The 25,209-nt window shown below is 44.0% G+C and carries 28 protein-coding genes and 1 riboswitch; of the genes, 10 read left to right on the top strand and 18 right to left on the bottom strand.

Features of this window, described 5'->3' with window-relative positions:
* Genes VIA_RS07275 through VIA_RS07310 form a run of 8 tightly spaced genes read right to left on the bottom strand, consistent with a single transcriptional unit; the run spans position 1 to position 7,080 of the window.
* A complete protein-coding gene (locus VIA_RS07275; protein WP_004412129.1) occupies positions 1 to 615 on the bottom strand; it encodes a DsbA family protein in 615 nt (204 codons plus the stop codon).
* A gap of 32 nt (positions 616 to 647) precedes the next feature.
* Positions 648 to 1,442: a LytR/AlgR family response regulator transcription factor gene (locus VIA_RS07280; protein WP_004412131.1), complete on the bottom strand. Its 795-nt coding sequence runs from the start codon at positions 1,440 to 1,442 to the stop codon at positions 648 to 650.
* A gap of 11 nt (positions 1,443 to 1,453) precedes the next feature.
* A complete protein-coding gene (locus VIA_RS07285; RefSeq protein ID WP_004412132.1) occupies positions 1,454 to 2,488 on the bottom strand; it encodes a sensor histidine kinase in 1,035 nt (344 codons plus the stop codon).
* Positions 2,488 to 3,750, bottom strand: a complete 1,263-nt coding sequence (locus VIA_RS07290) for a hypothetical protein (RefSeq protein ID WP_004412134.1) — start codon at positions 3,748 to 3,750, stop codon at positions 2,488 to 2,490. Before VIA_RS07290 ends, VIA_RS07285 begins: the two co-directional genes overlap by 1 nt.
* Positions 3,751 to 4,503 carry an outer membrane lipoprotein-sorting protein gene (locus VIA_RS07295; RefSeq protein WP_004412135.1) on the bottom strand — a complete coding sequence of 251 codons (753 nt, stop codon included), beginning with the start codon at positions 4,501 to 4,503 and terminating at the stop codon, positions 3,751 to 3,753.
* Complete coding sequence (locus VIA_RS07300) at positions 4,496 to 5,755, bottom strand: ABC transporter permease (RefSeq protein WP_004412136.1); 1,260 nt, start codon at positions 5,753 to 5,755, stop codon at positions 4,496 to 4,498. Before VIA_RS07300 ends, VIA_RS07295 begins: the two co-directional genes overlap by 8 nt.
* A complete protein-coding gene (locus VIA_RS07305; protein ID WP_004412138.1) occupies positions 5,743 to 6,426 on the bottom strand; it encodes an ABC transporter ATP-binding protein in 684 nt (227 codons plus the stop codon). The genes VIA_RS07300 and VIA_RS07305 overlap by 13 nt, the downstream gene beginning before the upstream one ends.
* 9 nt (positions 6,427 to 6,435) lie before the next feature.
* Positions 6,436 to 7,080: a hypothetical protein gene (locus VIA_RS07310; protein WP_004412140.1), complete on the bottom strand. Its 645-nt coding sequence runs from the start codon at positions 7,078 to 7,080 to the stop codon at positions 6,436 to 6,438.
* A 237-nt stretch (positions 7,081 to 7,317) separates the two neighbouring features.
* Between VIA_RS07310 and VIA_RS07315 the strand changes: the two genes are divergently transcribed.
* Positions 7,318 to 7,566, top strand: a complete 249-nt coding sequence (locus tag VIA_RS07315) for a hypothetical protein (protein WP_004412141.1) — start codon at positions 7,318 to 7,320, stop codon at positions 7,564 to 7,566.
* 125 nt (positions 7,567 to 7,691) lie between these two features.
* On the opposite strand, the gene VIA_RS07320 is transcribed toward VIA_RS07315, so the two are convergent.
* The gene (locus tag VIA_RS07320; protein WP_004412142.1) at positions 7,692 to 8,957 is read right to left on the bottom strand and encodes a RidA family protein; all 1,266 of its coding nucleotides are present in this window, start codon (positions 8,955 to 8,957) and stop codon (positions 7,692 to 7,694) included.
* Positions 8,958 to 9,658: 701 nt separating this feature from the next.
* Here VIA_RS07320 and VIA_RS07325 point away from each other — a divergent pair.
* The gene (locus VIA_RS07325) at positions 9,659 to 10,804 is read left to right on the top strand and encodes an SEL1-like repeat protein (protein ID WP_004412144.1); all 1,146 of its coding nucleotides are present in this window, start codon (positions 9,659 to 9,661) and stop codon (positions 10,802 to 10,804) included.
* A 79-nt stretch (positions 10,805 to 10,883) separates the two neighbouring features.
* Here VIA_RS07325 and VIA_RS07330 read toward each other — a convergent pair whose 3' ends face one another.
* Positions 10,884 to 11,126, bottom strand: a complete 243-nt coding sequence (locus VIA_RS07330; RefSeq protein WP_004412145.1) for a hypothetical protein — start codon at positions 11,124 to 11,126, stop codon at positions 10,884 to 10,886.
* A 360-nt stretch (positions 11,127 to 11,486) separates the two neighbouring features.
* Here VIA_RS07330 and VIA_RS07335 point away from each other — a divergent pair, with 360 nt between their 5' ends.
* Entirely contained in the window at positions 11,487 to 12,386 is a 900-nt protein-coding gene (locus VIA_RS07335; protein WP_004416185.1) for an alpha/beta fold hydrolase, read from the top strand.
* Between the two features lie 92 nt (positions 12,387 to 12,478).
* Here VIA_RS07335 and VIA_RS07340 read toward each other — a convergent pair whose 3' ends face one another.
* On the bottom strand, positions 12,479 to 12,694 hold the full coding sequence (locus tag VIA_RS07340; RefSeq protein ID WP_004412148.1) for a DUF3820 family protein: 216 nt from the start codon (positions 12,692 to 12,694) through the stop codon (positions 12,479 to 12,481).
* 105 nt (positions 12,695 to 12,799) lie between these two features.
* Positions 12,800 to 13,156 carry a helix-turn-helix domain-containing protein gene (locus VIA_RS07345; protein WP_004412149.1) on the bottom strand — a complete coding sequence of 119 codons (357 nt, stop codon included), beginning with the start codon at positions 13,154 to 13,156 and terminating at the stop codon, positions 12,800 to 12,802.
* 331 nt (positions 13,157 to 13,487) lie between these two features.
* A riboswitch (cyclic di-GMP riboswitch) is annotated at positions 13,488 to 13,577 on the top strand.
* 72 nt (positions 13,578 to 13,649) lie between these two features.
* Between VIA_RS07345 and gbpA the strand changes: the two genes are divergently transcribed.
* Both gbpA and VIA_RS07355 read left to right on the top strand, forming a co-directional pair.
* Positions 13,650 to 15,113, top strand: coding sequence for an N-acetylglucosamine-binding protein GbpA (gene gbpA / locus VIA_RS07350; RefSeq protein ID WP_004412150.1), 1,464 nt, complete (start codon positions 13,650 to 13,652; stop codon positions 15,111 to 15,113).
* A 184-nt stretch (positions 15,114 to 15,297) separates the two neighbouring features.
* Positions 15,298 to 16,146 (top strand): delta-class carbonic anhydrase, encoded by an 849-nt coding sequence (locus VIA_RS07355; RefSeq protein WP_004412152.1) that lies wholly within the window; start codon positions 15,298 to 15,300, stop codon positions 16,144 to 16,146.
* A gap of 45 nt (positions 16,147 to 16,191) precedes the next feature.
* Here VIA_RS07355 and VIA_RS07360 read toward each other — a convergent pair whose 3' ends face one another.
* The gene (locus tag VIA_RS07360; RefSeq protein ID WP_004416183.1) at positions 16,192 to 16,671 is read right to left on the bottom strand and encodes a hypothetical protein; all 480 of its coding nucleotides are present in this window, start codon (positions 16,669 to 16,671) and stop codon (positions 16,192 to 16,194) included.
* Positions 16,656 to 17,498 (bottom strand): winged helix-turn-helix domain-containing protein, encoded by an 843-nt coding sequence (locus VIA_RS07365; RefSeq protein WP_004412154.1) that lies wholly within the window; start codon positions 17,496 to 17,498, stop codon positions 16,656 to 16,658. Before VIA_RS07365 ends, VIA_RS07360 begins: the two co-directional genes overlap by 16 nt.
* 312 nt (positions 17,499 to 17,810) lie before the next feature.
* Here VIA_RS07365 and VIA_RS07370 point away from each other — a divergent pair, with 312 nt between their 5' ends.
* Complete coding sequence (locus tag VIA_RS07370) at positions 17,811 to 18,413, top strand: porin family protein (RefSeq protein ID WP_004412155.1); 603 nt, start codon at positions 17,811 to 17,813, stop codon at positions 18,411 to 18,413.
* 48 nt (positions 18,414 to 18,461) lie between these two features.
* Here VIA_RS07370 and VIA_RS07375 read toward each other — a convergent pair whose 3' ends face one another.
* Together VIA_RS07375 and VIA_RS07380 are read right to left on the bottom strand one after the other, a co-directional pair.
* Complete coding sequence (locus VIA_RS07375; RefSeq protein ID WP_004412157.1) at positions 18,462 to 19,628, bottom strand: D-alanyl-D-alanine carboxypeptidase family protein; 1,167 nt, start codon at positions 19,626 to 19,628, stop codon at positions 18,462 to 18,464.
* Between the two features lie 191 nt (positions 19,629 to 19,819).
* The gene (locus VIA_RS07380) at positions 19,820 to 20,179 is read right to left on the bottom strand and encodes a hypothetical protein (RefSeq protein WP_004412158.1); all 360 of its coding nucleotides are present in this window, start codon (positions 20,177 to 20,179) and stop codon (positions 19,820 to 19,822) included.
* A 469-nt stretch (positions 20,180 to 20,648) separates the two neighbouring features.
* On the opposite strand from VIA_RS07380, the gene VIA_RS07385 reads away from it, so the two are divergent.
* On the top strand, positions 20,649 to 21,812 hold the full coding sequence (locus tag VIA_RS07385; protein ID WP_004412159.1) for a threonine/serine exporter family protein: 1,164 nt from the start codon (positions 20,649 to 20,651) through the stop codon (positions 21,810 to 21,812).
* A gap of 43 nt (positions 21,813 to 21,855) precedes the next feature.
* On the opposite strand, the gene VIA_RS07390 is transcribed toward VIA_RS07385, so the two are convergent.
* A complete protein-coding gene (locus VIA_RS07390) occupies positions 21,856 to 22,068 on the bottom strand; it encodes an alternative ribosome-rescue factor A (RefSeq protein WP_004412160.1) in 213 nt (70 codons plus the stop codon).
* A 371-nt stretch (positions 22,069 to 22,439) separates the two neighbouring features.
* Here VIA_RS07390 and VIA_RS07395 point away from each other — a divergent pair, with 371 nt between their 5' ends.
* From VIA_RS07395 to VIA_RS07405, 3 genes are all read left to right on the top strand, one after another.
* Positions 22,440 to 22,649 carry a cold-shock protein gene (locus VIA_RS07395; protein ID WP_004412161.1) on the top strand — a complete coding sequence of 70 codons (210 nt, stop codon included), beginning with the start codon at positions 22,440 to 22,442 and terminating at the stop codon, positions 22,647 to 22,649.
* 68 nt (positions 22,650 to 22,717) lie between these two features.
* Entirely contained in the window at positions 22,718 to 23,257 is a 540-nt protein-coding gene (locus tag VIA_RS07400; RefSeq protein WP_004416180.1) for a YaeQ family protein, read from the top strand.
* A complete protein-coding gene (locus VIA_RS07405; protein ID WP_004412163.1) occupies positions 23,250 to 23,789 on the top strand; it encodes a hypothetical protein in 540 nt (179 codons plus the stop codon). The genes VIA_RS07400 and VIA_RS07405 overlap by 8 nt, the downstream gene beginning before the upstream one ends.
* A 59-nt stretch (positions 23,790 to 23,848) precedes the next feature.
* Here the strand turns inward: VIA_RS07405 and hmpA are convergent, their stop codons facing one another.
* A complete protein-coding gene (gene hmpA / locus VIA_RS07410; protein ID WP_004412164.1) occupies positions 23,849 to 25,024 on the bottom strand; it encodes an NO-inducible flavohemoprotein in 1,176 nt (391 codons plus the stop codon).
* Positions 25,025 to 25,209 lie beyond the last annotated feature (185 nt).

Genomic DNA, 25,209 nt, shown 5'->3' on the forward strand with positions numbered 1-25,209 from the left:
TTAGATCAACCCTTCTATCTGCTCAAGGGTCACTTGGGCAGATTGATAATCTATTGGTAGCTCTACAATGCCAGACTCAGTTTGTAGAAACAACGAGGGAAAGCTATTCCCACCGATACTACGAGCAAACTTCAGCTCTTGCATAAGTGCTTGATTGAGCTCAGGCGAACAGTAGTCTTGCTCAAATTGCTTAACATCTAAACCAATTTTTTCCGCTACTGAGATAAGCACATCGCTATCACTTGGGTTTCTCGCCTCTAGGTAGTATGCCGCTTGAATCGCCTCAACCATTTGTCGCTCTGCATGTTGCTTACGGGCAGCTAATGCCGCACGACAAGAGGGATAAGTGGAGCGTCTAGGTGTGCATTGTGTCCAGAATTGGTAGTTAAACTCAGTACCGAGGTAGTTTTCGATCTTTTTCCAATAAGAAGCGATCTGCTCTCTCATTGGTTCAGGCATTGGCTCGTCCGAGTCTGGTGCTAAACCGCCCACCACATACTGCACTACCAGTTTATCTTTCAGCGAGGTCATGATTTGCGTCCAAACGGGTTTATACCCCCAGCACCAAGAGCACATTGGGTCGTAGACGTAATAGAGTTTGTTGGCTTGTTTCATGGCGGCTTTCCTATTGGTGGCTGTTTCCCTAACTACCATAAGTTAGTAAATTGACTCTGCATTGCACGGCTGACGGGGAGCTTTTCATTACCCACCATAACAACCATTTTGCCGGTAATCACTTTCTTGACCTTTTCTATCGCCGAAACATTCACAATCGTTGAGCGATGGATCTGCCAGAATTGGTTGGGATCAAGTTGCTGCATCAGCTCTTTTAGTGAGGTTCTTAGCAGGTATTCGTTTGTTTTACTGCCACTCTTAGCAAAAACAGAGACGTATTTATCTTCCGCTTTAAAATAGAGTACATCGGATATAGCAATTAGATGGATATCATCGCCTTTGCTGGCGCGTAACCAACTCAAGTAACTCGGCGTATTTTGACTACTCAGTTGCTGTATTTGATTGATAAGCGCAGAGACATCAGGCTGAGAAGGTTGCGCCTGCTGACTATTCAGGCGACGTTTAAGCTTAGCGACACATTGGTCAAGGCGTTGTTCCGACAAAGGTTTAAGCAGGTAATCGGCCGCGTTGGCTTCAAACGCTTGTAATGCAAACTCATCGTAGGCTGTGACAAAAACGACTTGCGCCTCACTGCCACTCTTGGCGATGACTTTCGCCGCTGACATGCCATCAAGTTGCGGCATTTTGATATCGAGAAATATAATCTCTGGTTGATGCAGCTCGATGAGCTCAAGCGCTTCTTGACCGTTCTTCGCTAAACCAACGATCTCTAGCTCCGGCCACGCATCAGCAAGAAGCTTATTAAGGTGGTGACGCAGCAATGGTTCATCATCTGCTATAACTGCGCGATATCCTTTATCAACCATAACTCTCGTTCCTATACTCGTAAGCTCTCAGTCGGAATGCAAATCGACGATTGAACACCACCCAAATTGGACTGCTTTATCGATAACTCAGCAAGTTCCCCATACAAAGCACCGATTCTTTCTCGGGTATTTTGTAAACCAATACCGTGACCACTGCTATTCGTAGATTGCGTTAATCCTACCCCAGAGTCATTAACTTCTATGCACACAAATTGTTCTTTTTGTGAGACTTTGATTTCGATCTCTCCACCGTCGACTTTAGGTTCAATACCATGTTGTATCGCGTTTTCTACCAAAGGCTGGATAAGCAAAGGCGCGAGTGGCATTGGCTCAGTCAACTGATTATCTATTCGATATTCCAAACGCTCACCTAAACGAATCTTCTGGATCGCTAAATAGGCATCAACAAGGTTAAGCTCGGCAGTCATTGATGAACTCTCTTGGCGACTATTGATTACCGCTCCCCTAAGCAGCTCTGTAAGTTTGTCGAGCATATGCTGCGCCGCTTTTGGGTCGTGGCTTATCAAGGCATTAACGTTGGCTAAAGTATTAAACAAGAAATGCGGCTCGATCTGGCTTTGTAATTGGCGTAGCTGACTTAACACTAAGGCTTTTTCTTGCTCCGATTGAAGTCGCTTAGCTTTCTCTAACTCTTTCTGCGCGAGCAGCTTTTGCTCATAAATGTAAAAGTAAGAAAAGCAGGTGATAGTGAAAATCAGCCCTAAGATTGCCACCGGTTTTAACTGGCTTAGCTCACTGAAGTTATCGTAACTATTAAGCCAAAAGTAAGCATTGGATGTCCCGATGACCATCGCAATCACTAGCGAGAAAAAGTTAACATACCTTGTTGATAGCTCTGGCTTCCAGCGACTGATGGCAATGGAACCGACCACAGAACTAAAACCATAGCCGAGACTGATCACAAGGTGTTCAATATAAGCACTTGGCCAAATGGTCTGAGTCACAAGGGCGATAACAGCACAAAATGCGGCTGTGTAGCCAAAGCTCTTTACCACGTCAGACTTTGCGTTTTTGTGTGTTGCCATTAGAACTTCCCTTTTAGGTTTATAAAAATCATACGCTTATCAGGTAAGTTTGCATACAAAGAGCGACTTTCACCTGTCATAAAACGTGCTGCAAATTCAGTAACAAACGACGCTGAACCGGAATCATAGACAGAATATTCGAGCCACTGGGTGGCGATGACACCTTGATCTTGAGGTGAGTAAAGCACGTCAAGCGTTGGCGTTAGATCACCTAACCATAACCAGTCGCCAGACCAGTCCCACTGACTCCAACTGCTTGAGTCGAGCGACCAGTGAAACATGATGTTGTGCTTAACTAAATTGGCATTATTTAGGCCTTGCGCATAAGAGTTAGCCAGTGAAGCCGATACCGGAGTCGCTGACAACTGCTCTACTCGTTCAAAACCATTCTGCCAGTCGCTTTTTCCCCAACTTCTGCTGTCATACCAATACTCTAAAATGACGTTATTTCCGATAGCATTAGCCCAGTTCAAACCAATCAATGCTTGATAACCATTATTCTCTGTCTCCAGTGATACCGGTTGATACAATGACGATTGTTGATAGCCCAAGTATTTTCTTTGATAAAGCGCTGAACCATGAACCGACCACGCAGGATCAAGCACTGTTACCACAGAGCCGCCGACTAAACCTTCACGAACGTCATCATAGTAAACCAGTGCCTGCCACTCAGAATCGTCCAATAAAGCGTAGCGACGAAGGCCGACCCCTTGTTGCTCCGAAGCTTGCTCTAACTCACTGCCTTCTTGCTGGGTCCAACTCGAATCGGTGTAAAGCAATGACCACTCACCCGCCATATCAAAGTAAGAGGCCATCATGGTTCCAGTGCCTTCTTCAACTTGGATACCGACCGGATTACGTCGATAAGGTTTGAATACATCTAATGGTCGATAGCCGTAACCGACTCCCCAGTCGAGACGCACTTTGCCTAGAGTAAAGTCAACCGCACTATCAAACAGACTGCCTTGCCAAAACAATTCTTGAACAATCAACTCATCATCGTATGAGCGTTGTGAATCTGAGTGGTAGATATCATTGGCTTTCAGTGCCACTAAGCCTGTGACTCCGTAACCCTCAAACTGAACATCAAGCAACGCATCCACCGCTTGGCTATTGGATGCTGGTGCTGCGCCCAGTAGTTGCGAGTCGCGATGGGTTGTCGTGCTGGCACTTAGCATGTAATCCCAATCGAATGTCACTGCTTGCCCGTAGCTTGAAGCGGACCAAATGAGCCCAGCGACGCACGCTGCTTTGATTTTCATTTATAGCTCCGACAATGCGTTACGAGTTAAATAAGCTGGGTTGTAGTACTTGTCATCTAACGCGGCTTCTGTCACCTCTTGATATTCAATTACGGTCTTTTTCGCAGGTTGAATCTGATCAAGTAAGGTCATCGCAACAACGCGAGTTTGACCGTCACGCTCCCCCGCCGTAAACCAAGCTTGTTTGGCCAGTTTCCCTGAGCGTAGATAGAGATCCGCTTTGACGGGGAAGTCATTCGATTGATTGAGCCACAAATCGATTCGGTGGTAACTGGCCCCTTTTGTGGTCGCCTGCAGTTGTAGTTGATTGGTTTTGATTTGTTGCCCACCAGATTCAACCATTTCAGTTGTGATTAAGCTCGGCTGATAATCTTCGCTCCAAGTTAGCGTTGAGATATCACCCACTGATGCCTCACCTAACAGCTTCTGCATCGGAGTAATGCGAATTGGGCGGCGACTTTTCGGCATCACTAGCCAGTAGTTATCACCGAGCATCAGCATTTTCTGCCCCGCTTCCACTTGCGACTTGAACAGAACTAGAGACTCTCGGTTTGGTCGTGTGTAAACGCTGTATTGACGAGTTTTGTCTAACTGTTCGTTCTGATACAAGCTCACCAATGAAACCACTTTGGCCGACTTAGATTCCAAGCGAAATTGATCGGCATTTTTCACCATTTGTTCAACATCATTCGCATACACAGTCGAGGTAACTAAAGCACTCAACACAAGAAGAGATTTAATTCGATTAAACATAGATAAGTGCCTCCGTGATTGGTTTTTTAACGCCTTTTGATACCGATAACCATGCAGCAGCAACGCATATCAGCAATACACCTAGCGCCGTGGCTGCAAATAACTCAGGAGAAAAATAAATGTTAAGTGGATAGCCGTCGCTGCGTCCTGGCGGCGGTGGCATTTGGACATCAACTACCATCAAAAGTCCGCTAGTTAACAGGCTCAATAGCCCACCTATGGCTGACCCAATTAAAGCGAGCAAGGCTGATTCTCTGACAAAGCCTAAAACAATCTCTCGCGGGTAGGTTCCAAGCGCTGACAGTGTGCCAATCTCACGAGTGCGCTCTGTCACCGACATCGTCATCGTGTTGAAAAGTGCAACGAAAACCACCATCGCCATTACCGCGCCCATGATGCCAAAGATTCGGTCATATAAGTCTTTTACCTTGGTGTAGAAGAAGGCACGTTCTTGCCAAGGCGTCACTTCAACTGCTTGTGGTAAGTCAACGCGAGCCAATGCTTGCTCTACCCAAGATTGCATATTGTCAGTTAAGGCGGTATCGAATAAGAACACAGATAAGGTGCTGACTTTATCGCTAGACAACAGCTCTTGCGCCGAAGTCACGTGAATATACAACTGACGCTTATCGAGCTCAGGCACACCTGTTGAGTAGATACCACGAACTTTGTAGTCATACGCATTTAACGCGCCATCACTGGTTGTCGCAAGTAATGTAACCCAGTCACCCGGCTGCACACTTAGGTTTCTGGCTAAATCGACACCCAACATGACTTCAGGCTCACTCGGGTCATAACGTGATGATTGAGGGCTCGACAATGTTTTTCCTTCACGTACATCGAGGAACGGCCCTTTCATATCGAACTCTCGTTCATTGACGCCAATGCCAACAAAGATGGTCGATTTACTGCCATTAGAAACTAAACCGGTAAAGTCGATTCTTGGCTGCACACCTCGAACATGCTCGTTGGCGATTAGCTGCTGGGTAATACTTCCTGAGCCAGCTAATCCGTTGGCTAGCGGCATCTCTTCATCTTTTTCAAAGTAGTCTGGCTGGCTGATGGTTAAGTGACCGGTATCGCGAGCAGTCGACTCTTTCAGCGAGTCATAAGTATAAAGACCGAAGCCACCAGCCGATGTAAGAGCAAAAATCGCAATCGCTACGATCAAGATTGATAAGGTGCTACGGCGCCCGTTTCTCTTCAGGTTGAGAAAGGCAATGCGTAGTGAATCTGGAATTAACTTGCCCATTTGATTGCCTCCTCATTTATGCGGCCATCAACAAGATCTATCGAGCGGTCACAGTGCAAAGCCATTCGCGAATCATGGGTGGCAACCACAAATGTCGTGCCCATTTGGTGACCTAAGTTTTTCATCAAATCAATCACTATCCCTGCTGTGCGGCTGTCTAGACTGGCTGTGGGTTCATCAGCAATTACTAGCTGTGGTTTATGAACTAAGGCTCTTGCAATCGCTACTCTCTGTTGTTGGCCGCCCGATAGATTGTCTGGTCGATGATCTTTAAATTCCGCCAATCCAACGTGTTCTAGCAGCTCGCTTGCCATCCTTTTTTGTTCTTGGACTGAATAGCCATTAAGCATCAACGGATAAGCCACGTTTTCCCACGCTGTCATCACCGGAACAAGATTGAATTTTTGAAACACAAAACCCAGTTGGGTTCGACGTAGCAATGCCGCTTGCTTAGGATCCTTTGGATAAGCGTTGCCTGATAATGAGATTTCTCCCTGATAGTCCATATCAAGTAATCCTAAGATGTTGAGTAACGTACTTTTACCTGAACCTGAAGGACCACATAGGGCAACCATCTCACCTTGCTTGATCTCACCACTGACCTGGTTGAGGGCGGCGACTTGCTGTTGCCCCATTTGGTACTGCTTACTAATCTGATTAAACTGAATCATAACGCCCCCTTAAGCTGCTTTATCAACAATAGCTTGCGCTTGAATCGTCATAGGGTGATTAGCATTATGCGCTTGCATTTCAGCGAGCCACTTCTGTGCTTGAGGCTTATCTTCTGCGCGTATAGCAGCCTGAATGGCGTAGATGTATACCCAAGAGATGGCATCATAATGTTGAGCGGAGAAAGACTCATCTGAAAGAAGTTCTAGGAAGATGTCATAACCGCGGTCAAAATGGTTAAACATATCGGGTAACGAGGTAAACGTTACGCCTGCGATGGACTTCGCCAATAACGACTCAGGTAACCCCTGACGAATCTGCTGCGCTTCTAATGGCTCAGCTTGCGTATTCAGTAAATCGAGACCTTTACCAATTGTCGCTAGACCTTGCTCGGTGTATTTCATTTTATTCCAAGGCATAAACGCATCACGACCCATCAGAGTTTGAGTGCTGCCTAAATAAACCAAACTGAGTGGATCTGCGCCGTCACTTTTTATCTGCTGATCCAACTGCTGATAAACGAGCTCAACTTTGTCCTCGTCCCCTTCTGCGGCCAAATTGTACTGAGCAATAATCGCTTCTGAAGGTGCGGCAAACGCGTGTGTCATTGTTAATAGGCTTAGTGTGAATAGACTAGCTAATGTATTGGTTTTCATCTGAATCTGTCCTTGTCCGTTTTGATGCTGTAACAATACTCCGGAGAAAAACAACACGCTGATGATTGCGACAAACGGACAATTTAGGGCGTGAATGGAAAAAATACGGATTGAATGGTGTCGATTGCTTAACTCATAGCCGTGCAGATATGGTAATTCATCACTATGATCGTTAAAGTAGTCTGCAATTTGCGGTCGCTCCTTGCTGGCTAGGAGCAGAAACAAGAGAACATCAAGATGATTAATGACGACCGAATTATTTCGGATTTGGAAGAGCTAGAATCGTTTCTAGTGGCTGTTGAAAGTGGCATGCTGGGTCTAAACAATGCGGCAGGTATCGTATTGGCAACAAGTAATGCCGATGGTCGCCGCTTTGTCGCTGTATTAGACGACAACAACCAACTGATATTAGGCCGCTGGGTAACTGAAGAAGTATTCCAAACTGGCCAAGACCTTGTAAAAAATGGTCCTAAGCGCAAGCACTAAGCCCAACACAAAAAAAGGAGCCTGTTGGCTCCTTTTTCTTTATCGTTTTATAACTGCTCTAACCTAAGTACTAAGTCCAAATCCTTGGCTATTCAGCGCTAAACTAGGCAATTATCTTAGATTGCTTATTTCTTCGGCGGTGTGCCTTCAGCATTCGAAACAACCGCATCAATCTGAATCAATGCGCCTGATGCTACCTTTTCAACACCAATCACTGTTCTAGCAGGTAGGTTGCCATTGAAGAACGTAGTGTAAACCTCATCAACCATGTGCAAGTCTGCCATATTGGTTAGTTGAATGTTGACCTTCACTAAGTCATCCATTTCATGACCAATGCTTTCGACGATGGATTTAATGTGAGTTAGACACTGCTTAGCCTGAACACCAGTATTCCCTTCAACTAAATGTCCAGTCTGTACATCCACTGGAAGCTGAGCTGAAATATGGTTGTAGTGAGAGAAAGCAACCGTCTGTGTTGATAGCTCACTGATAGGCGCTAAGTCTGTATTGTTCGCGCGAATCACGATCCCATGTCTATCTTCTACTTCTTGTGGTGGCGTACCATCGCCATGAGAAATCACCGCATCAATTTGAACCAATGCATTCATTGGTAAACCCGCCGCTTGTGTGATAGAACGCGCTGGAACATAAGCAACGCTGCGAGCAATTGCCGAATCAGGGAAGAAGGTCATGTACACTTCGTTCACTAGCTCAATATCGGCAAGATCTGTTACCTGAATGCCAACTTTTACAATATCGTCAAACGGCACATCAATGCTTTCTAAGACAGTCTTTAGGTTACGTAAACATTGTGCGGTTTGAGCCTTAACTCCACCTTCAACCAATGTACCTGTAGTAGGATCAACTGGCAGCTGCGCAGATAGGTTGTTGTAGTGTGAGAACGCAACCGAATGAGTCGATGTCGCACTTTTAGTCACGCTATCGCAGTTTCTTGCCTGCTTAATCAAAGGGCATGGTTCTTGAGGTTGGGTACCTTCACCGTTAGAGATTAGAGCGTCAATCTGGATCAGTGCATCACTGTTTGGCAGTTCAGCCACTGCAGACACTGTTTTAGTTGGGAAGTACTCAGTAAAGAACATCGCCATCACTTCGTTTACAGCGTCTACATGGTCAATATTTTTAAGATAGATATTGACCTTAACCACATCATCCATCACATGTTCAATGCTCTCTACGATAGATTTGATGTTTGCAAAACATTGCTCTGCTTGCGCTTTGATGTCGCCAATCACCAACTCACCGCTTTTCGGGTCAATCGGTAGTTGCGCCGAGATATTGTTGTAATGAGAGAAAGCAACGCTTTGGGTAGAAAGAGCATTGATTGGCGCTTGGTCAGTATTTCGAGATAGCTTGATGATCTTACCGCTCATGATGGTAGGTATCCTTATAATCGGTTTGTAGGGTATTTTGATAGTTATTATTTAGGACTTATCTTTCTAAGTGAGCTGATGGTAATTCAAGGTTATTTTTACGAGTGTGATGCGTTTCAAAATTCAATTTCACTAGCAATCTTAGACTCTTTGGATAATTAGTCAGGGCAAGACTAATTATCCAAACAATTGAAGTTGTCACTTCCAATGGCCCCACAAAGAGCGTATTAATTCTCAAAAAATGAATATACAGCGTTTAAAATATGACGTTTAATTTGAAACGAATATTCAAATGTGATGGCGGCTTCACAACATAACGGGGAAAGGAGTCTTTACCCACCAAAACGAGTGCTTTGATACCCGATTTTAGTGAATAGATTTTTGTTTGAAATATTGTAGATACAAAAAAGCTAAATATAAGCTGGGTATTTAAACAAACTATCCACTTTCACACCAAGAACATAACAACCCTTAACTAGTAGTGCAGACGTAGTTTCAATAATCCGAAGTAACCCCTCTTAGAATCATTTCTACCGCACTCAAAGACAGGAGCGTGCATTACACTAAAAGTATCTAGTACCTCCGATCAGACTTTAATTTGAGATTTCGCATCTGGAATGGAATTTACTGAGGTACGCGAATTTTGGTCTTGCTAGTGATATAGTTCATCATTAACTAAATGATTTTGAAGATTTATTGTAATGAAAAAACTCCTTTTCTCACTTTGCATTGTTGTTTGGCTGTCTGCTTGTACCACGATAAATAAAGATAAAGGGGTAGCCGCTAGATGGCAAAAGGAAGTAGTGTTCAATAATGATGAGAAGCCCACTGTTTCCTTCAAAGAGGCCAGTGTTGGAGCAAGAAAAGGTAATGCTAGTTACCAATCCCAGCTAGGGCAAATGTATGAATATGGAAGTGAAGTCGAACAAGATTACGATAAAGCCGAGTACTGGTACTTAAAAGCGGCAAAACAAGGAAATACCTTTGCTCAAGACAGTCTTGGATGGATATATCAGTATCCAAATAGCAAATTTCATAAACTAATCGAGTCTACTTACTGGTACCGCCAAGCCGCGGAGCAAGGTTATGCACCATCTCAAGATAGCCTTGGCTTCGCTTATATGCATGGGATTGGTATTAAGAAAGACTATAAAAAAGCAATATCATGGTATACGAAGGCATCTGACCAGAATTATGCTCCAGCACAAAGAAATCTTGGACGCTTGTATGAAAAAGGGCATGGGGTTAAAAAAGACTATGTTATTGCTGCAAACTGGTATCGTAAGGCAGCCGAAAATGGAGATGGCAGAGCAGCAAATTATTTAGGAATAATGTATAGAGACGGAATAGGCATCCAGCAAGATCGGCAGTTGGCATTGGAGTGGTTTAAAAAGTCATCAGATAAAAATGATTATGAAGGTACGCAAAATTTCAACAGCCTTAGTCAGTTATCATTTGCTCAATACAGTGCTTTGGCAATGAGTGGGAATGCTCACGCACAACGAGAATTATGTCATATGTACTTCAATGGTCACGAAGTTGAAGTCGATTATGAGCGAGCAGTAATGTGGTGTACTAAATCGGCAATACTTGGTTATGCCGAAGCTCAAGAAGATCTATCCCGGATGTTTTTGGGAGGTAGCATTATCAAGCAGAATTACCAAAGCGCATATATTTGGGCAATTGCTGCATCGGCCCAAAATAGAAAACTGGAATCATTGGCAACATCGATTAGCAAAGAATTAACAGATCAGGAATTGCTGGAAGCAAAGGATAGGTATAGTTTTTGTCTCCCACCTTATTCAAAATATCAAAAGTGTCCTAAACCTGAGCTTTTAGACGAATAGACCTCAAAAAAGAGTCAGCCTAACCTGACTCTTTTAAATGAGGACAAATGATATTGCGGGATAAAGTGGGATATGATGACTACTTAGGCTGCTGCCCCGTCTTCTTTGCGAGCTCTTGCATCGCCTCGGCGAACGTGGTTGTTCCGCCTTTAGGTTTAACTTGCACTACCTTGTACCCCATCTTTTCTAGCGCTTGGCGTTCTTCCAAGACAGCTTTGTCGTCTTGCTGGCTACCCTGAGCAGGCTGATGAATGTAACACCCCTCTAGTTGACCATCTTCGACCAGTTGGTGGTGTTTCAATGTATTGATATCAAAATTCATAGTAAATCTTTTAAATAAGAATTGGGCTTTTCTCTGCAGGTTACATTCGTTTTAAGAGTTTAACAACGCTATCAAGTCCTTCAATCTTTAACGCTAGGCAAAGCTTCGATAAATCACCAAGCTCGCCTATTGACCTTGGCGGAGTTACTCAACCCATTATTTTCATGGCAACATCACATCAACCGTTGACCTGTCTATAGGTTCATAGTTTAAAGTCCGCACCTAGATGATTGAGTATACCCTTGCCCACACAGCTCCAATGGCGAAAACCACTAGCAGTGATACCGCAAGCGATTCAACCTCTACAATACTTAAGTTGATTCGGATAACCGCAAACACTTCCAAGCAAAAGGTCAATCTATGAATTTCAAGAATGAACGAAACACTCAAAAGCTATTTATTCTTTCCACCCTACTTCTCGTACTGTCAGCACTCAGTGGCTTCAGCATAGCTGAACCGCTCGATAGCTCCCGATACGGCGTTGCGAGCACAGACGATGGAGAAAAAATTGCCTATAGCGTAACTGGGAATAGCGATACCGCTATGATCTTAGTTCACGGTTGGAGTCTGGATAGCCGCTTATGGCAAAACCAAATTGACTTCTTTTCATCCCAATACAAGGTAGTCACGCTGGATTTGGCTGGACACGGCAACTCATCGCTCAACCGAAAAGAGTACACTATGTCCGCTTTTGCCAACGACATTAAAGCGGTAATGAAGAAAGAAAACATCGACAACGCTATTTTGGTTGGTCACTCCATGGGCGGTGGTGTGATAGCAGAGGCCGCAAAGTTGATGCCGAGAGAAGTCATTGGCATTATCGGTGTCGATACCTCGCAAAATGTGGCCGCGCCTTTGACGCAGGCTGATCTCAACATGATGATCAAACCGTTTGAAGAAGACTTTCAGACTGGTATGACAGAGTTTGTAAAAAATGCGTTCCCGGCAGACGTTGATCCTGTGATATTGGAATGGGCAACTGAAGATATGGCCTCTGCGTCAAAAGGTATCGCCCTTAACCAGTTCCGCCATTATTTGGGGCAGTACATCACAGGGGAGTCGTATCGCGTGTTTGAAAGTATCAATGTGCCTGTTGTATTAGTCAATGCGCGCTTATGGCCGACCGATTCTAAAGCCAACAAAAAGCACATCAAAAACTATAGCATCTACTTCATTGAGGACTCTGGGCACTTTCCAATGCTAGAACAGCCAGAGAGCTTTAATCAGCTTCTTTTAAAGGCAGCTCAATCTATTCAATGAGTTACTGCTGATATGAGTCAGAACACAACGTTCTGACTCCCTTAGCTAAAAGATCACCCTATCAATTCAGGGCTTACCGTTACTTCGAAAAGCTACATTCGCTTTAAAGGCTTAACAACGGTATCAAGCCCTTCAATCTTTAACGCTAGACAAAGCTTCAACAAATCACCTAGCTCCCCTTCTGGGAAACCTTTCTTATCGAACCACAGTAAATACTCTTCCGGCAGGTCAATGAGTACTCTTCCTGCGTATTTACCAAAGGGCATTTGCATTCTTGCCAGCTTGATTAGGTTCTCTTTTTCTAGCATTGTTCTGCTCTACAGTCTTTCATAACTATTTAGAGTAACACCTAACCTTGCTAGCCAATAGTTAATTACGTCTTTACATCACGACTAATCGGCACTTTCCCTCACTTAAGAAGATTGGACGTGATGCGCGTATTCCACCACGACCTGATTGCCTTCTATATAGGCATTTTGGATTTCACCATCAACCGTCATTCGGCTTTGTAAGTAAACGACCTTTGGTGCGCCACTGTTATGGCTTTCTTTAAGGGAAGGGACAACATTATTTGGCTCTAACTGCAGTAAGCGACAGAATTTGGTGACAAATGGCATTGTGAGTTCAGCCTCGCCTCGCAAGACTTGAGAAAAAGCCAGTTGATTCATACCTAGTTTCTTCGCAAATTCCATTTGGGTAAGGCGCATTTTCGACTTTTGCGACATCCAAGTTTGATAGAGTACCTCTCTATCCTTTTCAGAAAATTCCATGATAAATCCTTGTGTAAATCGACGGGCTGAATTGTCGAATTTTTAAGGCTTAACGTTGTCAAATCTGAGTCAGCCAAAGTCAGCAGTTTGTTTTACGAAAATGCAACGGACTGCATTTATACGAAATTTATTTAACAGCAAAATGCATTCACCATTCAAATGCATAAGCTCAATAAAGCTTACATATTCAATAAGTTAAGCAGTGTTAATTTTTCATTTTCGCAAGATAAATTTCCGGAAATGTAGGAATTCGAGAAGACCATTCCACAATCAAACTATTCACATCGATTTTATAAGGAAGCTTAACTACATTTCGCCTGCCTATACATAGCGGCACTTTTGGCAAACTATTCGAAAGGATAAGACGCAAAGCTTCCGGTCTGTCGGTACATATCGTACCTATGATAGCGGGGTTGCCACTTAGTTTGAGACTAAGTGTTTAAGCATGCCTTAGTGTCATCTTTTTTGTCATAAAATCAACACAGGACAAATGATGAACAAACTTCCAAATAAATCTCTTATCGCTTTAGCACTGCTTAGTGTGAGTGGCGCAAGCTTCGGTCACGGTTACGTTTCTGCTTACGAAAATGGTGTAGCAGAAGGTCGAGTTGCACTATGTAAGTTCCCAGCTAATGATACCAATGAGAAGAACACCAACTGTGGTGCGATTCAATATGAACCACAAAGTGTCGAAGGCCCAGATGGCTTCCCTGCAACTGGTCCACGCGACGGTAAAATTGCCAGCGCAGAATCTGCTTTAGCGGCGGCTTTAGATGAGCAAACGGCGGATCGCTGGGTTAAGCGCCCTATTCAGTCAGGTAGTCAGTACTTTGAATGGACGTTTACAGCTAACCACGTCACTAAAGACTGGAAATACTACATCACTAAAGCCGATTGGAACCCTAACCAACCACTGGCTCGTGACTCTTTTGATCTAAACCCTTTCTGTACGGTTGACGGCGGTATGGTTCAACCACCAAAGCGTGTTAGCCACCTATGTAATGTGCCAGAGCGTGAAGGTTACCAAGTTATTTTAGCGGTATGGGATGTCGGTGATACTGCAGCGTCTTTCTACAACGTGATTGACGTTAAATTTGAAGGCGACGGCCCAGTACTACCTGACTGGAACCAAGGTGGGCAAATTTACCCAAGCCAAGACCTAAATGTTGGCGACTCTGTATACACGCGTGTATTCGACCAAAATGGTGAGAATGTCTCGTACAGCACAGAGCTTATCATCGACTCAAAAGAGCAAGGCATCGCGAACAATTGGTCACACGCACTCGCAGCTAAGATCAATCAAGAGCAATCAATGCTTCAAGCAGGTCAATTAAGCGCTGAAGGTACGTTCACTCCAATCTACGGCACAAACCCAATCTACCTTAAACAAGACTCTGGATTAAAAAGCGTTGAGATTGGCTACAAGATCGACTCACCTGAACCTGATTATAACTTAGAGGTATACGGCCTAGAGTCTGAATACATCATTGGTGATAACGCGACGCAGCTGGATTTAACTCTTGAAGCGACCGGTGATATTCATACTGAAATGACAGTCTACAACCATCACCGTGAGCCGTTATCTTCGCATTCTGTAGAGCTAAGCGATGGTCAAGTTGAAGCAGCAACCATGACGCTATCTAAGTCAGAACCGGGCCACCATATGTTGGTTGTCGTGGTTAAAGATCAGCAAGGTAATGTGATTGAGCAAAATACACTCGACTTCCACCTTGTCGAAGAACAGACTCCACCGCCGTCTGGTGAGTATGATTTTGTCTTCCCTGAAGGTCTAGAGACGTATACAGCTGGTACGAAGGTTCTTGCGTCAGACGGTGCTATCTACCAATGTAAAGAGTTCCCTTACTCAGGTTACTGCGTTCAATGGTCTCCTAGTGCTACTCAATTCGAACCAGGAGTTGGCTCTCACTGGAACAATGCTTGGAATAAAGTAAATTAATCGTTGTTTATGAAGCAATATCAGCGGATGCCAATGCATCCGCTGTTTTGTTTTCAGCCCGCTACAAATTATTGGAATCAAACCCTCAACCTCACAAAGCCTGACATTTTTCGTCTGCACGCAACTTAGTAACACCGATATATTCATTTTCTTTCACAAACTCACCAAAGGTTTAAATCTGTGTATGAATAAGGTTTTACTTCTGTCTTCTTTTCTTGTGATTGCTCCGCAAGCGGTTCAAGCCTCAAACAGCCATGATGTTGCTGATAGTGTTATCGCACAGCAACGTGCTGCACTTGCTGAAAATACTCAAGGGAAAGGGTTTGGTCCTCAGTCTCCACGCGATATCGACAACCTAGCTGGTAACAATACCCGTTACTTTGGTCAAGCGCCTGAATACTCGCAAATGAACTTGTGCAATATCCACTTCCATAAAAATGCTGAGCACAAAGGTGGGGAGTTTAATTCCTACGCCGGTAATGGCGATGGCAAAGGTTACAATACTGGCTATGTCTATAACGGTAAGTTGAGTGACGCTGAACTTAAGCCGTTTAAAGGGGCCATTGGCGCTAAAGGTCATGGACAGCTAGAGCCAGGCGATACTATCGAACTGCATTATGTTCATTCAACAGCGCAGGTGAAACCGGGGCCAACGCTAGGCTCATGTCTAAGCGAATCCATTTCTAACCCGCAACTAAGAGTAGAAACTCAGGTGTTTGTGATCGTTAATGATACGAATGCGCTTAACTTCGTTGATTTGACCAAGGTGGAGATGAAAAGTGGTGTCTACCAAGCACTAAATATCCCAACAAATACTGGTAAGCCGATTCAATATGCAGGCTCAACAACCGGCCCTAGCTACAATGAGCAAGCTTCGCCACTGCAAGTGACTTGGAGCGTGCGACCAAAAGTGGCGAAGGTAGACATTGCCTCAGTTGCACAATGGTTAGCCAATAATGAGTTCGATGAAGACCATGCTCATGGTGTTCGCAATCTTGTTACCAACCCAGACTTACTCTCTGCTGGTCATTAAGCCGCTTCTTCAAATACTCAAACGGGCACCGTTGTGCCCGTTTTCTTATGACTTATGGCAAGCAATGTTTACGTCTTCACTGCCCGCTTGGGTGTACAGAAACAGCTGTTTACCATCAACCTCATACCTTAAATCAGACTTGTAGCCGACTAAGCTGTCTTGATCTCTAATAAAGAGTGACGAATGTTCCGGTTTTAAGTTCCACTCCACTCGTGTAAACGTCTGCTTAATCTGATTGCCGTTGGTTTCGCTGTCAGCGGTTAACATCAGTTCATAAGGCTTTTCCGTTCCATCCTGATGAACTAACGTGCCAGTTTGGAAATAGGTCACACTCTCCTTCGAATCGAAATAGATGGTTGTGATTTCAGCAACTTTTTTATAATGGCGATAGGTTTCAGAGGTAAAGCCAGACTGCGATTCAGAACATAACCAATGTGTACCCGAAAAATTGTAACTCGCAAACTGCCACTGATAAATCACACTTGCGATTAAGATAACTGTCAATGCACCTATTGTAACTCGCATCTTACCTCCGGGTTATCAAACGCCATCAGCACCGACTCTGCCAGGGTTAAACTCGTGACATTAAAGTGTTGGAATACGTGGGAATGAGCACTGGTTTTAGACTTCAATCGAACCGTCATCGCAATCACACCTGGCTCGTAAATAGACGGAAAAACCCGAATGTAGACATCAGCAGAACAGTTAGCTAATGAAGCCTTGCCAAGTTGCTCGGTTAAAAACGCCTTATCGATACTGCCGTTCGTTCCATCCATAAGGTAGAACGTAGGACTTCCATCCAGCAGTTGTACATATTGGGAAAGATCAGTAAACGGCGAGCGCGGTTTAAAAGGTTCAAAGATAAAGGTCGCCGCTATCATTGCTATCAAAGCAAAAACCAACAGGTAAGACGCTTTGAAGTTAATGTCACGCTTAGGAGCATGGTTGGCCATTTCCTGTGATTGGTGTGACGGCGTCACTGAAGGGTTCAACTCAACATCGGTGGTATCTTCAATCGTTTGAACCGGCTCCAACGCCTCAATCACCTCTACTTCCACATCAAGGAAATAGCCCACCTTGCTGATGGTTTGAATATTGATCTCTTTGGCGTTCAACACAAAGAAATGACGGCGCAGATCTGAGATGACGTTGGTTAATGCTTGGTCTGTGACAACAGCGCCACCCCAACACTTTTCAAACAGCTCTTCGCGAGATGCCGGAGCGCCTTTGAGTAGCAAGAACACCAACACTTCGTAAGGCAACGGTCGTAGGATAACTTTGTTACCAAAGCCGTTAGATAATGTTCGTGTTTCGCATTCTAGCTTTAGTGAAGAGAACTGAATCGCTTTCATTGGATCGCTATACCTTGCTGTTTAACCTTAGCAACTCATTCAAGAATGCTCGTTGCTACAGCCGATATATGATTGGCTGATAATTTATAGGGTGGCACAGTCTACTTACCTATATTTATAAATCAAGAGTAGTAAGTTGGCATGAATTTACACGTATACATTATAAAACAACAACTTATATTCAATTTAGAAAAATATAAATATCACAATTTTATAATGTGTGTTTTTTATTTGAATTTTGTTTAGCCTAAAATTCTCAGTTTTATAGAGTCTGCCCCGAAAACAACCTCATTCACATCGAGACTCTAAACAATGAAAAAACTCCTTTTAGTTACTGCCCTTTTCTCTAGTGTTGCATGTGCAAATCCACATTCTGGTTTCTATTTAGGTGCAGGTGTTGGTACAACAGACTTTGACGATGATGGACTACTGAATGAATTACCTGTGGCAGTTTCAACAGACTCGGACAATTCATACAAACTCATCGCTGGCTATGCGTTTAACCGCATCGTTAGCATCGAAACACAATTTACTAGCTACGGCGATACCAACGTTAAGCTCCACAACCCACTAAATGGTCAGAGCATTGATGCTGGCAAAATTGAACACAAAACTTACACAGTGGCCGCTAACCTTGGATACACTTTTGATAATGGCCTTCGTCCGTTCGCAACGATTGGTTTAGGTTCGGTGGATTATAAAGCGGGTGGTTTTTCTGATGACGGTGGTGTCATCCGCGCAGGTCTAGGGCTTGAGTTTACTCCTGCTCAACTTCAAGGCTTGTCACTACGTACTGCATACGAAGTAGATAACTATGAGCTTGACGTCCCATCTTACAATGGTTACTACACAACAACCAAAACCTATAATCAATCAGTAGGTGCTTGGTATCTAGCGGCTACTTATAAGTTCTAATAAAAAAGGCGAGGTATAAAGCCTCGCCTTTTTACTCACTTTTCCAACTTAGAACCAACTCGAAACTAAGCGTTTCAGCCAGTCCATCAACTTTTTAAAGATGCCACCTTCTTCGACATCTTGCTGGGCAACTAAAGTCGCACTCGTGACTTCTTCACCTTCAACGCTATAAATTACTTTACCGATCGGGTCACCCTTGCGAATTGGAGCCGTAAGTTCACCAGTAAATTCTACTTCTGCGATCAGTTTATTGGCGTCACCTTTAGGAAGCGTGAGCAGAACTGTTTCATCGACACCTGCCGCAACATGATCCGTTTCTCCCATCCACACTCTGGCTTCTGCTAATGTGTCCGTCGGTTTAGTCGGTGCAATCGTATCGAAGAATCTGAAACCGTAGCTTAAGAGCTGCTTGCTTTCTGACTCACGGCTCTTTGCGCTACTTGAGCCCATTACAACCGAAATAAGTCGCATGTCTCCGCTAGTTGCAGAGGTTGCTAAACTGTAGCCTGCCCCACTGGTGTAACCCGTTTTCATGCCATCTACATTTAGGCTGCGGTCACGCAATAGACCATTACGGTTGTATTGAGTAATGCCATTGTAGGTATAAGCGGTTTCACTATATAACGGATAAATATCGGGTAAGTCGCGGATGATCGCCTGACTCAACAATGCAATATCGTAAGGCGTTGAATACAGGCCGTCACTGTCTAAACCGTGTGGGTTTGTATATGAGGTATTTGCTAACCCTAGCTTTTGCGACCAACTATTCATAAGGCTAACGAAAGCATCTTCACTGCCAGCGACATGCTCAGCGATTGCGACACTGGCATCATTTCCAGATTGCACAATCAAGCCACGGTAAAGATCCATCAGTTGGACATCAGTACCCACTTCTATGAACATTTTTGACGAGTCTGGGAAGTTTTTCGCCCAAGCATTACGGCTGATACGAACTTGATCATCTAATGCAATGTTACCGCTGTTTACCTCTTGTCCTGCCACATAGGCGGTCATCAATTTGGTTAAGCTCGCAGGGTTAAGTTTTTTTTCTGAGTTCTTTTGTACCAATACTTCGCCAGTATGGTAATCCATCAAAATATACCCTTTCGCACCAAGCGCTGGCGGATCAGGAATAATTGTTGGCGCTGCCGTCACACCAAAAGAGAGAGAAATAGTCGAAAGAAGCGCTGTTGCTGTTAGAAAACGCGTTGTCATGATATGCGACGTCTCACTGTGAGTAGGTTTATAATCCACTTCAGTATAGACAAGAAGAGGTAAGATTCAGCGGCTCTGAAACCAATCGTTACCATTCCATAAGAATTATCGACATTCTTATGCTCAGTTCCCAAATTTAGGAACAAAAAAACCAGCGAATTAACCGCTGGTTTTCAGAAATTTCACTTTCGTTACGCTGCTTTAAGAAGCGCGTCTTTCTTTGCCATCAGTTTTTCTCGGTAAGCAAACCATACGTAGGTGGCCACAATAGAGAAGAACAAATAAGACAGTGAGAATATAAATGGAGAACTGATTAAATCTTGTGACAATCCCCACGAGACACCAACAACGGTCACCGCAATTTTAGCGAAGAAACCGCACAGCAGTAAAACCAATGCTAATTGTGGGAAACGGCTGCTTCTAAAAGCAAGCCAGTAACAGCTACCGACTGCGAGAGACGCAATATACAAACCAAGCAAGAATGAATGAAGGTGGTCTGCTGATGCAACACCTGCGGAAATCGACACCATAAAAATTAGAAATAGCTTCATACATCGCCTCGTACTTCAAAGTTAGGAAAAGCTTCCTTTCATTTTTGCAAACTCATTTTGCGGTTATTTTCGCCTTTTCTGTACCAATTACAAGCGTTAATTTTGTCTAATTATTAACCAAAACTTCCCTGCAACCTAAATGTAAAAACATTGTTAAGAGGTTAATTTATTTAGCATCTTTTCATCAGGGGGTTAGAGTAAAAAGACCAATATCACTAGCCCCACCAGTTACATTTAGGTAACAATGGTTACAATTGAAAATAAATTAAATTTTGTGATAATTGTCGCCTAATGTGCGCTGTTTTATATGAAGTGCGGCTTTGCAAACAGAGTTTCCATAATTGCGAGGGTACGTGAAATTCCCGTTAATTAATTAGTGTGAGCTCGACCACTGTTCACCCCATAATATCTCGAATCACAATCTACGGTTTGATACCTTTGCGTCACAAATTCCTATGTGCTACATACCATGCCTTCAGAGTACCGAATTCGTAAGATCGTCGAAATTGGCGACACCTTACACCGATGTGGCTGTGCGCCTTACAAGCTAGAAAAATACACGCAGTTTTATGCTCGAAAGCATGGTGTTGATCTGATGATCCAGGCGACACCTACCACTGTCAATTATCAATTCCCTGACGATAACAATGCCGTGGTGATGAAGCGCCACCAGCCTGCATCGATTAACCTCAGTTTGCTCGCCAACACGATTATTCGCATCAATCAGCCCAGCTCTGAACCTGTTCCTGAGCCAGCAGGTTACCCAAAATGGGTCATTGCACTGGCGAACATGGGCATCCCCCCTGCTTATCTAATGTTGGTCGGCTCGACAATGGACGCGATCTTCATATCGGTGTTTCTTGGCTTTATCGTCTGGGGAACACAGCAAGTGCTCCGTGCGCGTCGCTCAATCGCTGCTGAGTTCATCGCCGCTTTGCTGACTGGTATCCTGGTTGCTTTCTTCGCTAGCACCAGCGCCGAGATTCCGGTCTGGGCACTTTGTATCGCTGCCATTGTTTTATTTGTGCCCGGGCTATCGATCGCTAACTCTCTGGAGTGTTTAGCCTTTAATGATCTTGTTTCTGGTACAAGTTTGCTTGGTCAAAGTGCCTTGTCACTGATCAAGCTATTTGTCGGTATCGTCATGGGCTTGAACATTGGGGAATCGATATGGGGCCAAGCCGAGCCGTTTAGTTACACCAACGAAGTGCCCGTTTGGTTACACATTTCCGGGCTATTTTTGATCTCAGTTTCATTGGGAGTCATCTTTAATGCTAGACCTAAAGATATCGTACTTGGCATTCCGGTTGCCATACTGGGTATGTGGGGTCCTTTCTACCTAGGATTTGAAAGTGGTTGGGTTGTCGGGACTTGGGTAACGACAGTACTAATCACTCTGTACGGCACATGGGTAGCCAAGAAGATGGACCTGACGGGCTCTATCTATATTGTTCAAGGGATTATTATTTTGGTGCCTGGGAGTCGTGTACTCGTCAGTGCTAGCCAATCGGTATTCGAGCAATCCATTCTTCCGATCCCGAGTATCGGGCTGTCTGCCCTATTTATGTTTTCCGCCATCGTCGCGGGACAAATTACCGCGTACTCCATTTACTCGCCGAAGATCGAACGCTAGTTCTTGCCCAGATAATGAAAGAGCCCTATTCAAACATCGCTATCTAAGCGGCTTTTGAATAGGGCTCTTTGCCTCTATGTTTTAGGTTGCGTTGATAGCTTCCTTTCCCTTTTTTCGCCTTCTCTACTCTTACTTTAAACAGTTTACTTGTGACCACCGCTTTAAGCGCGTTATCGTTTATTTGACCTCGACCAAATTCGGTTTCGATCACCGGTTTATCGTCACTGAACTCAGCAGGACGTTTCTTTTTTGCCATACGGCCTCCACAGTTTATTTGATGCTAATGTCTGCTTGAATACGCTTCAAAGTTAACCTCGAATCGCTCTATCACAAACCAGCTTGGCAAATGTTACACTACTTATAGATAAATCATCAAAATTTTCGAAAGTATACCTAGCGCAAATTTCTAATGAAAACCCATGATTCTAGGGTCAAAAGGGCTCTATTGTTATTGACTTAGTTGCACGTCTCTTTAGACTAATTGTCAGCTTGAAAACGGTACTTGTTTACTTTCGCCGTTCCGTTAGATGTGTTGATGTCTGTCGTAACGTCGTGCGCAATAGCAATCTCCTTTTCCACGCTATCGATGCCGTATGGCTTTTACATGATCTATCAAGGATATACATTATGTCTAACACTGTAACTGGTACAGTAAAATGGTTTAACGAAACTAAAGGTTTCGGCTTCATTCAACAAGAAAACGGTCCAGACGTTTTTGCTCACTTCTCTGCTATCACTGGTGACGGTTTCCGTACTCTAGTTGAAGGCCAAAAAGTTGAGTTCGTTGTAACTACAGGCCAAAAAGGCCCTCAAGCTGAGAACATCAAAGTACTTTAATTATTAAGTACTAAAGTTTTACAATAGCCAGCATTACGCTGGCTATTTTTTTATATACAAGAAGTATTATGGCTCTCAAACCTACTATTTATAAGTTCCGCATTTCGCTTTCTGATACCAATCGCGACCTGTATGATTCTACGCAGCTGACTGTTGCACAGCACCCATCTGAAACTGTACCTCGAATGATGGCTCGTGTTTTGGCGTTCTGCGTTAAATGGCAGCCCGACTTGGCATTGACGAAAGGGTTATCAACCACTGAAGAGCCTGACCTATGGGTGAAATCCTTGGACGACCAGATTCAACTTTGGGTCGACATTGGCGAACCATCACTAGACCGCATTAAGAAAGCCTGCCGTCTTGCGCCAAGCGTTGATGTGTTCTCTTTCAACAGCAAATCCGATGTTTGGTGGCAACAGACCAAGAACAAGGTTCACCAGTACAAAGCCAATATCTACCGTTTTGACCCTGCAAGCATTGAAGCATTCTCTGAAACAATCGAGCGCAGTATGGATCTGTCAGTCATGATTACTGGCGAGAGTCTGTTTGTCGACTCTGATAAAGGTTCATTCGAAATTACCTTAGAGCAACTGCAATCTAATGACTGAGCTAGAGCAACAGCTTAACAACATTCAAGCTGGCTCTCTTTCTACCATTGAGTCAGATCGAAAGTCGTTCGAGTTGTTTATTGAAAAGCACAATGCTCTGTTTAAGCGCGCATGCGGCAGAAAGCCAGACATCGCCCCTGTTCAGCACCTATTAGGTGTGCTGACTAAGGCTCATATTGAAGAGACAAGTCATATCGAGTCTCAATCTGAGTCAGCAGCAGCGATGCGTAAGGTTTTTGATGAGAATCTAGGCAAAGAGCATACCCATAAGTTCGAAGAGCTTGGTAGCCGTCAGTTCGCTTTGGTGACGCATTTGTGGCTCTATTGCCAAGGCTATTTAAGAATGGACTTTAGCCTAGCGAATGATCACGCTTTCAATTCTGCAACGTTACTTTCAACGACGACGTTGGCATCAACGCAAGAACTGCGCACTCAGTTTCTTGAAAGTTTCTACCTCGGAAACGAGCGCTCTCCTATTGCGGCAAGAACTCCATCTAAGTTGAGCCAGTGGTTCAAAAGGCTATTTAGCTAACTTCAAACTGAGTACGATCAAAAAGGCCCTTCAACTTCGAAGGGCCTATAGTCGGTTAATTATAAGTAAGCGTGAGGTCCAAACACTTCATAGTGAATACGTTCACGTTCGACGCCGACACTCTCTAGCTGCTTCACTGCTGATTCCATAAAACCAACTGGTCCACATAAGTAGAAGTCGCCATTCTCAATTGGCAGCTCTTTGGCAACTAAAGTGACATCTAATTGGCCTGAGAAATCTGCGGTGCTTTCAGTTAGGTACCAAATAAACGTTGGCCAATTATGCTCAAGTGCAAGATCGGACACTTCCTGCTTAAAGGTGTGCTGCGCTGCATTATTACAAGCATAGAGAACCGTAACGTCTTTTTTGTCTTTAGCTGCAAAGGTCTGCATCATTGATTGCATCGGAGTTGCACCCACACCTGCCGAGATCAAGACAACTGGTTGGCTCTTTTCTTGATAGAAGAAGTCACCTGCAGGGGGATATAGGCTTACCGTGTCACCTTCATGAACGTCATCGTGCAGGTGGTTTGAAACCAATCCTTTATGTTCACCAATTTCGCGCTTAACTGAGATTCGGTAATCTACCCCATTTGATTTTTGCGATAGCGAGTACTGGCGAATCTCGTTGTTCTCACCCGCTGATGGCTGCAACTCAATCCCGATATATTGCCCCGGTTGGTAATCTAATACCGCTTGACCATCTTCAGGAGTCAGTACAAAGCTCGTGACAAATTCAGATTCCGCTCTTTTACTAGAAACCACAAATGAACGTGCATTTGACCAACCACCAACAGCTTGTCTGCGCTGTAGGTAGAGCTCACCTTCGCGATCAATAAAGATCTGCGCCAAGAATAGATACGCGGCTGTCCATGCTTCTTCAACTTCTTGAGTAAATGCATCGCTTGCTAGTTCACGCAGTGTCTCAATTAAGTGGTGACCTACAATCTGGTAGTGCTCAGCTTGAATATTAAAGCTGGTGTGCTTTTGCGCTATTCGCTCTACCGCAGAGGTCAAAGCCGCTAAGTTTTCAATGTTTTTCGCATATGCCGCAATCGCTTCAAACAGAGCCACGCCTTGGCGGCCTGTTTTTTGATGCGTCATATTAAAGATGTCTTTAAGTTCAGGGTTATGAGAAAACATTCTTTGATAGAAATGTTGAGTTAATGCAGGCCCTGCAGATTCTAGTAGTGGGATGGTACTTTTAACGACTTCAATATGTTGGTTGTTAAGCATTGAGACTTACTCCTCATTAATTTTTTAATTATGCGTGCCTACATCTGCAGGAACGGTGCCAACTTTAATATCCTTGTAAAACACTGGTTTTTCGTCACTTTCCAGTCAATTAAATGTCATTTCGACACACAAACAACAAGTCATATTGACTCATAGAGTTTGAAATATCTCTCAAACTGTGTTTA

Origin of the sequence: Vibrio orientalis CIP 102891 = ATCC 33934 (genome assembly GCF_000176235.1) — a bacterium.
Taxonomy (GTDB): domain Bacteria; phylum Pseudomonadota; class Gammaproteobacteria; order Enterobacterales; family Vibrionaceae; genus Vibrio; species Vibrio orientalis.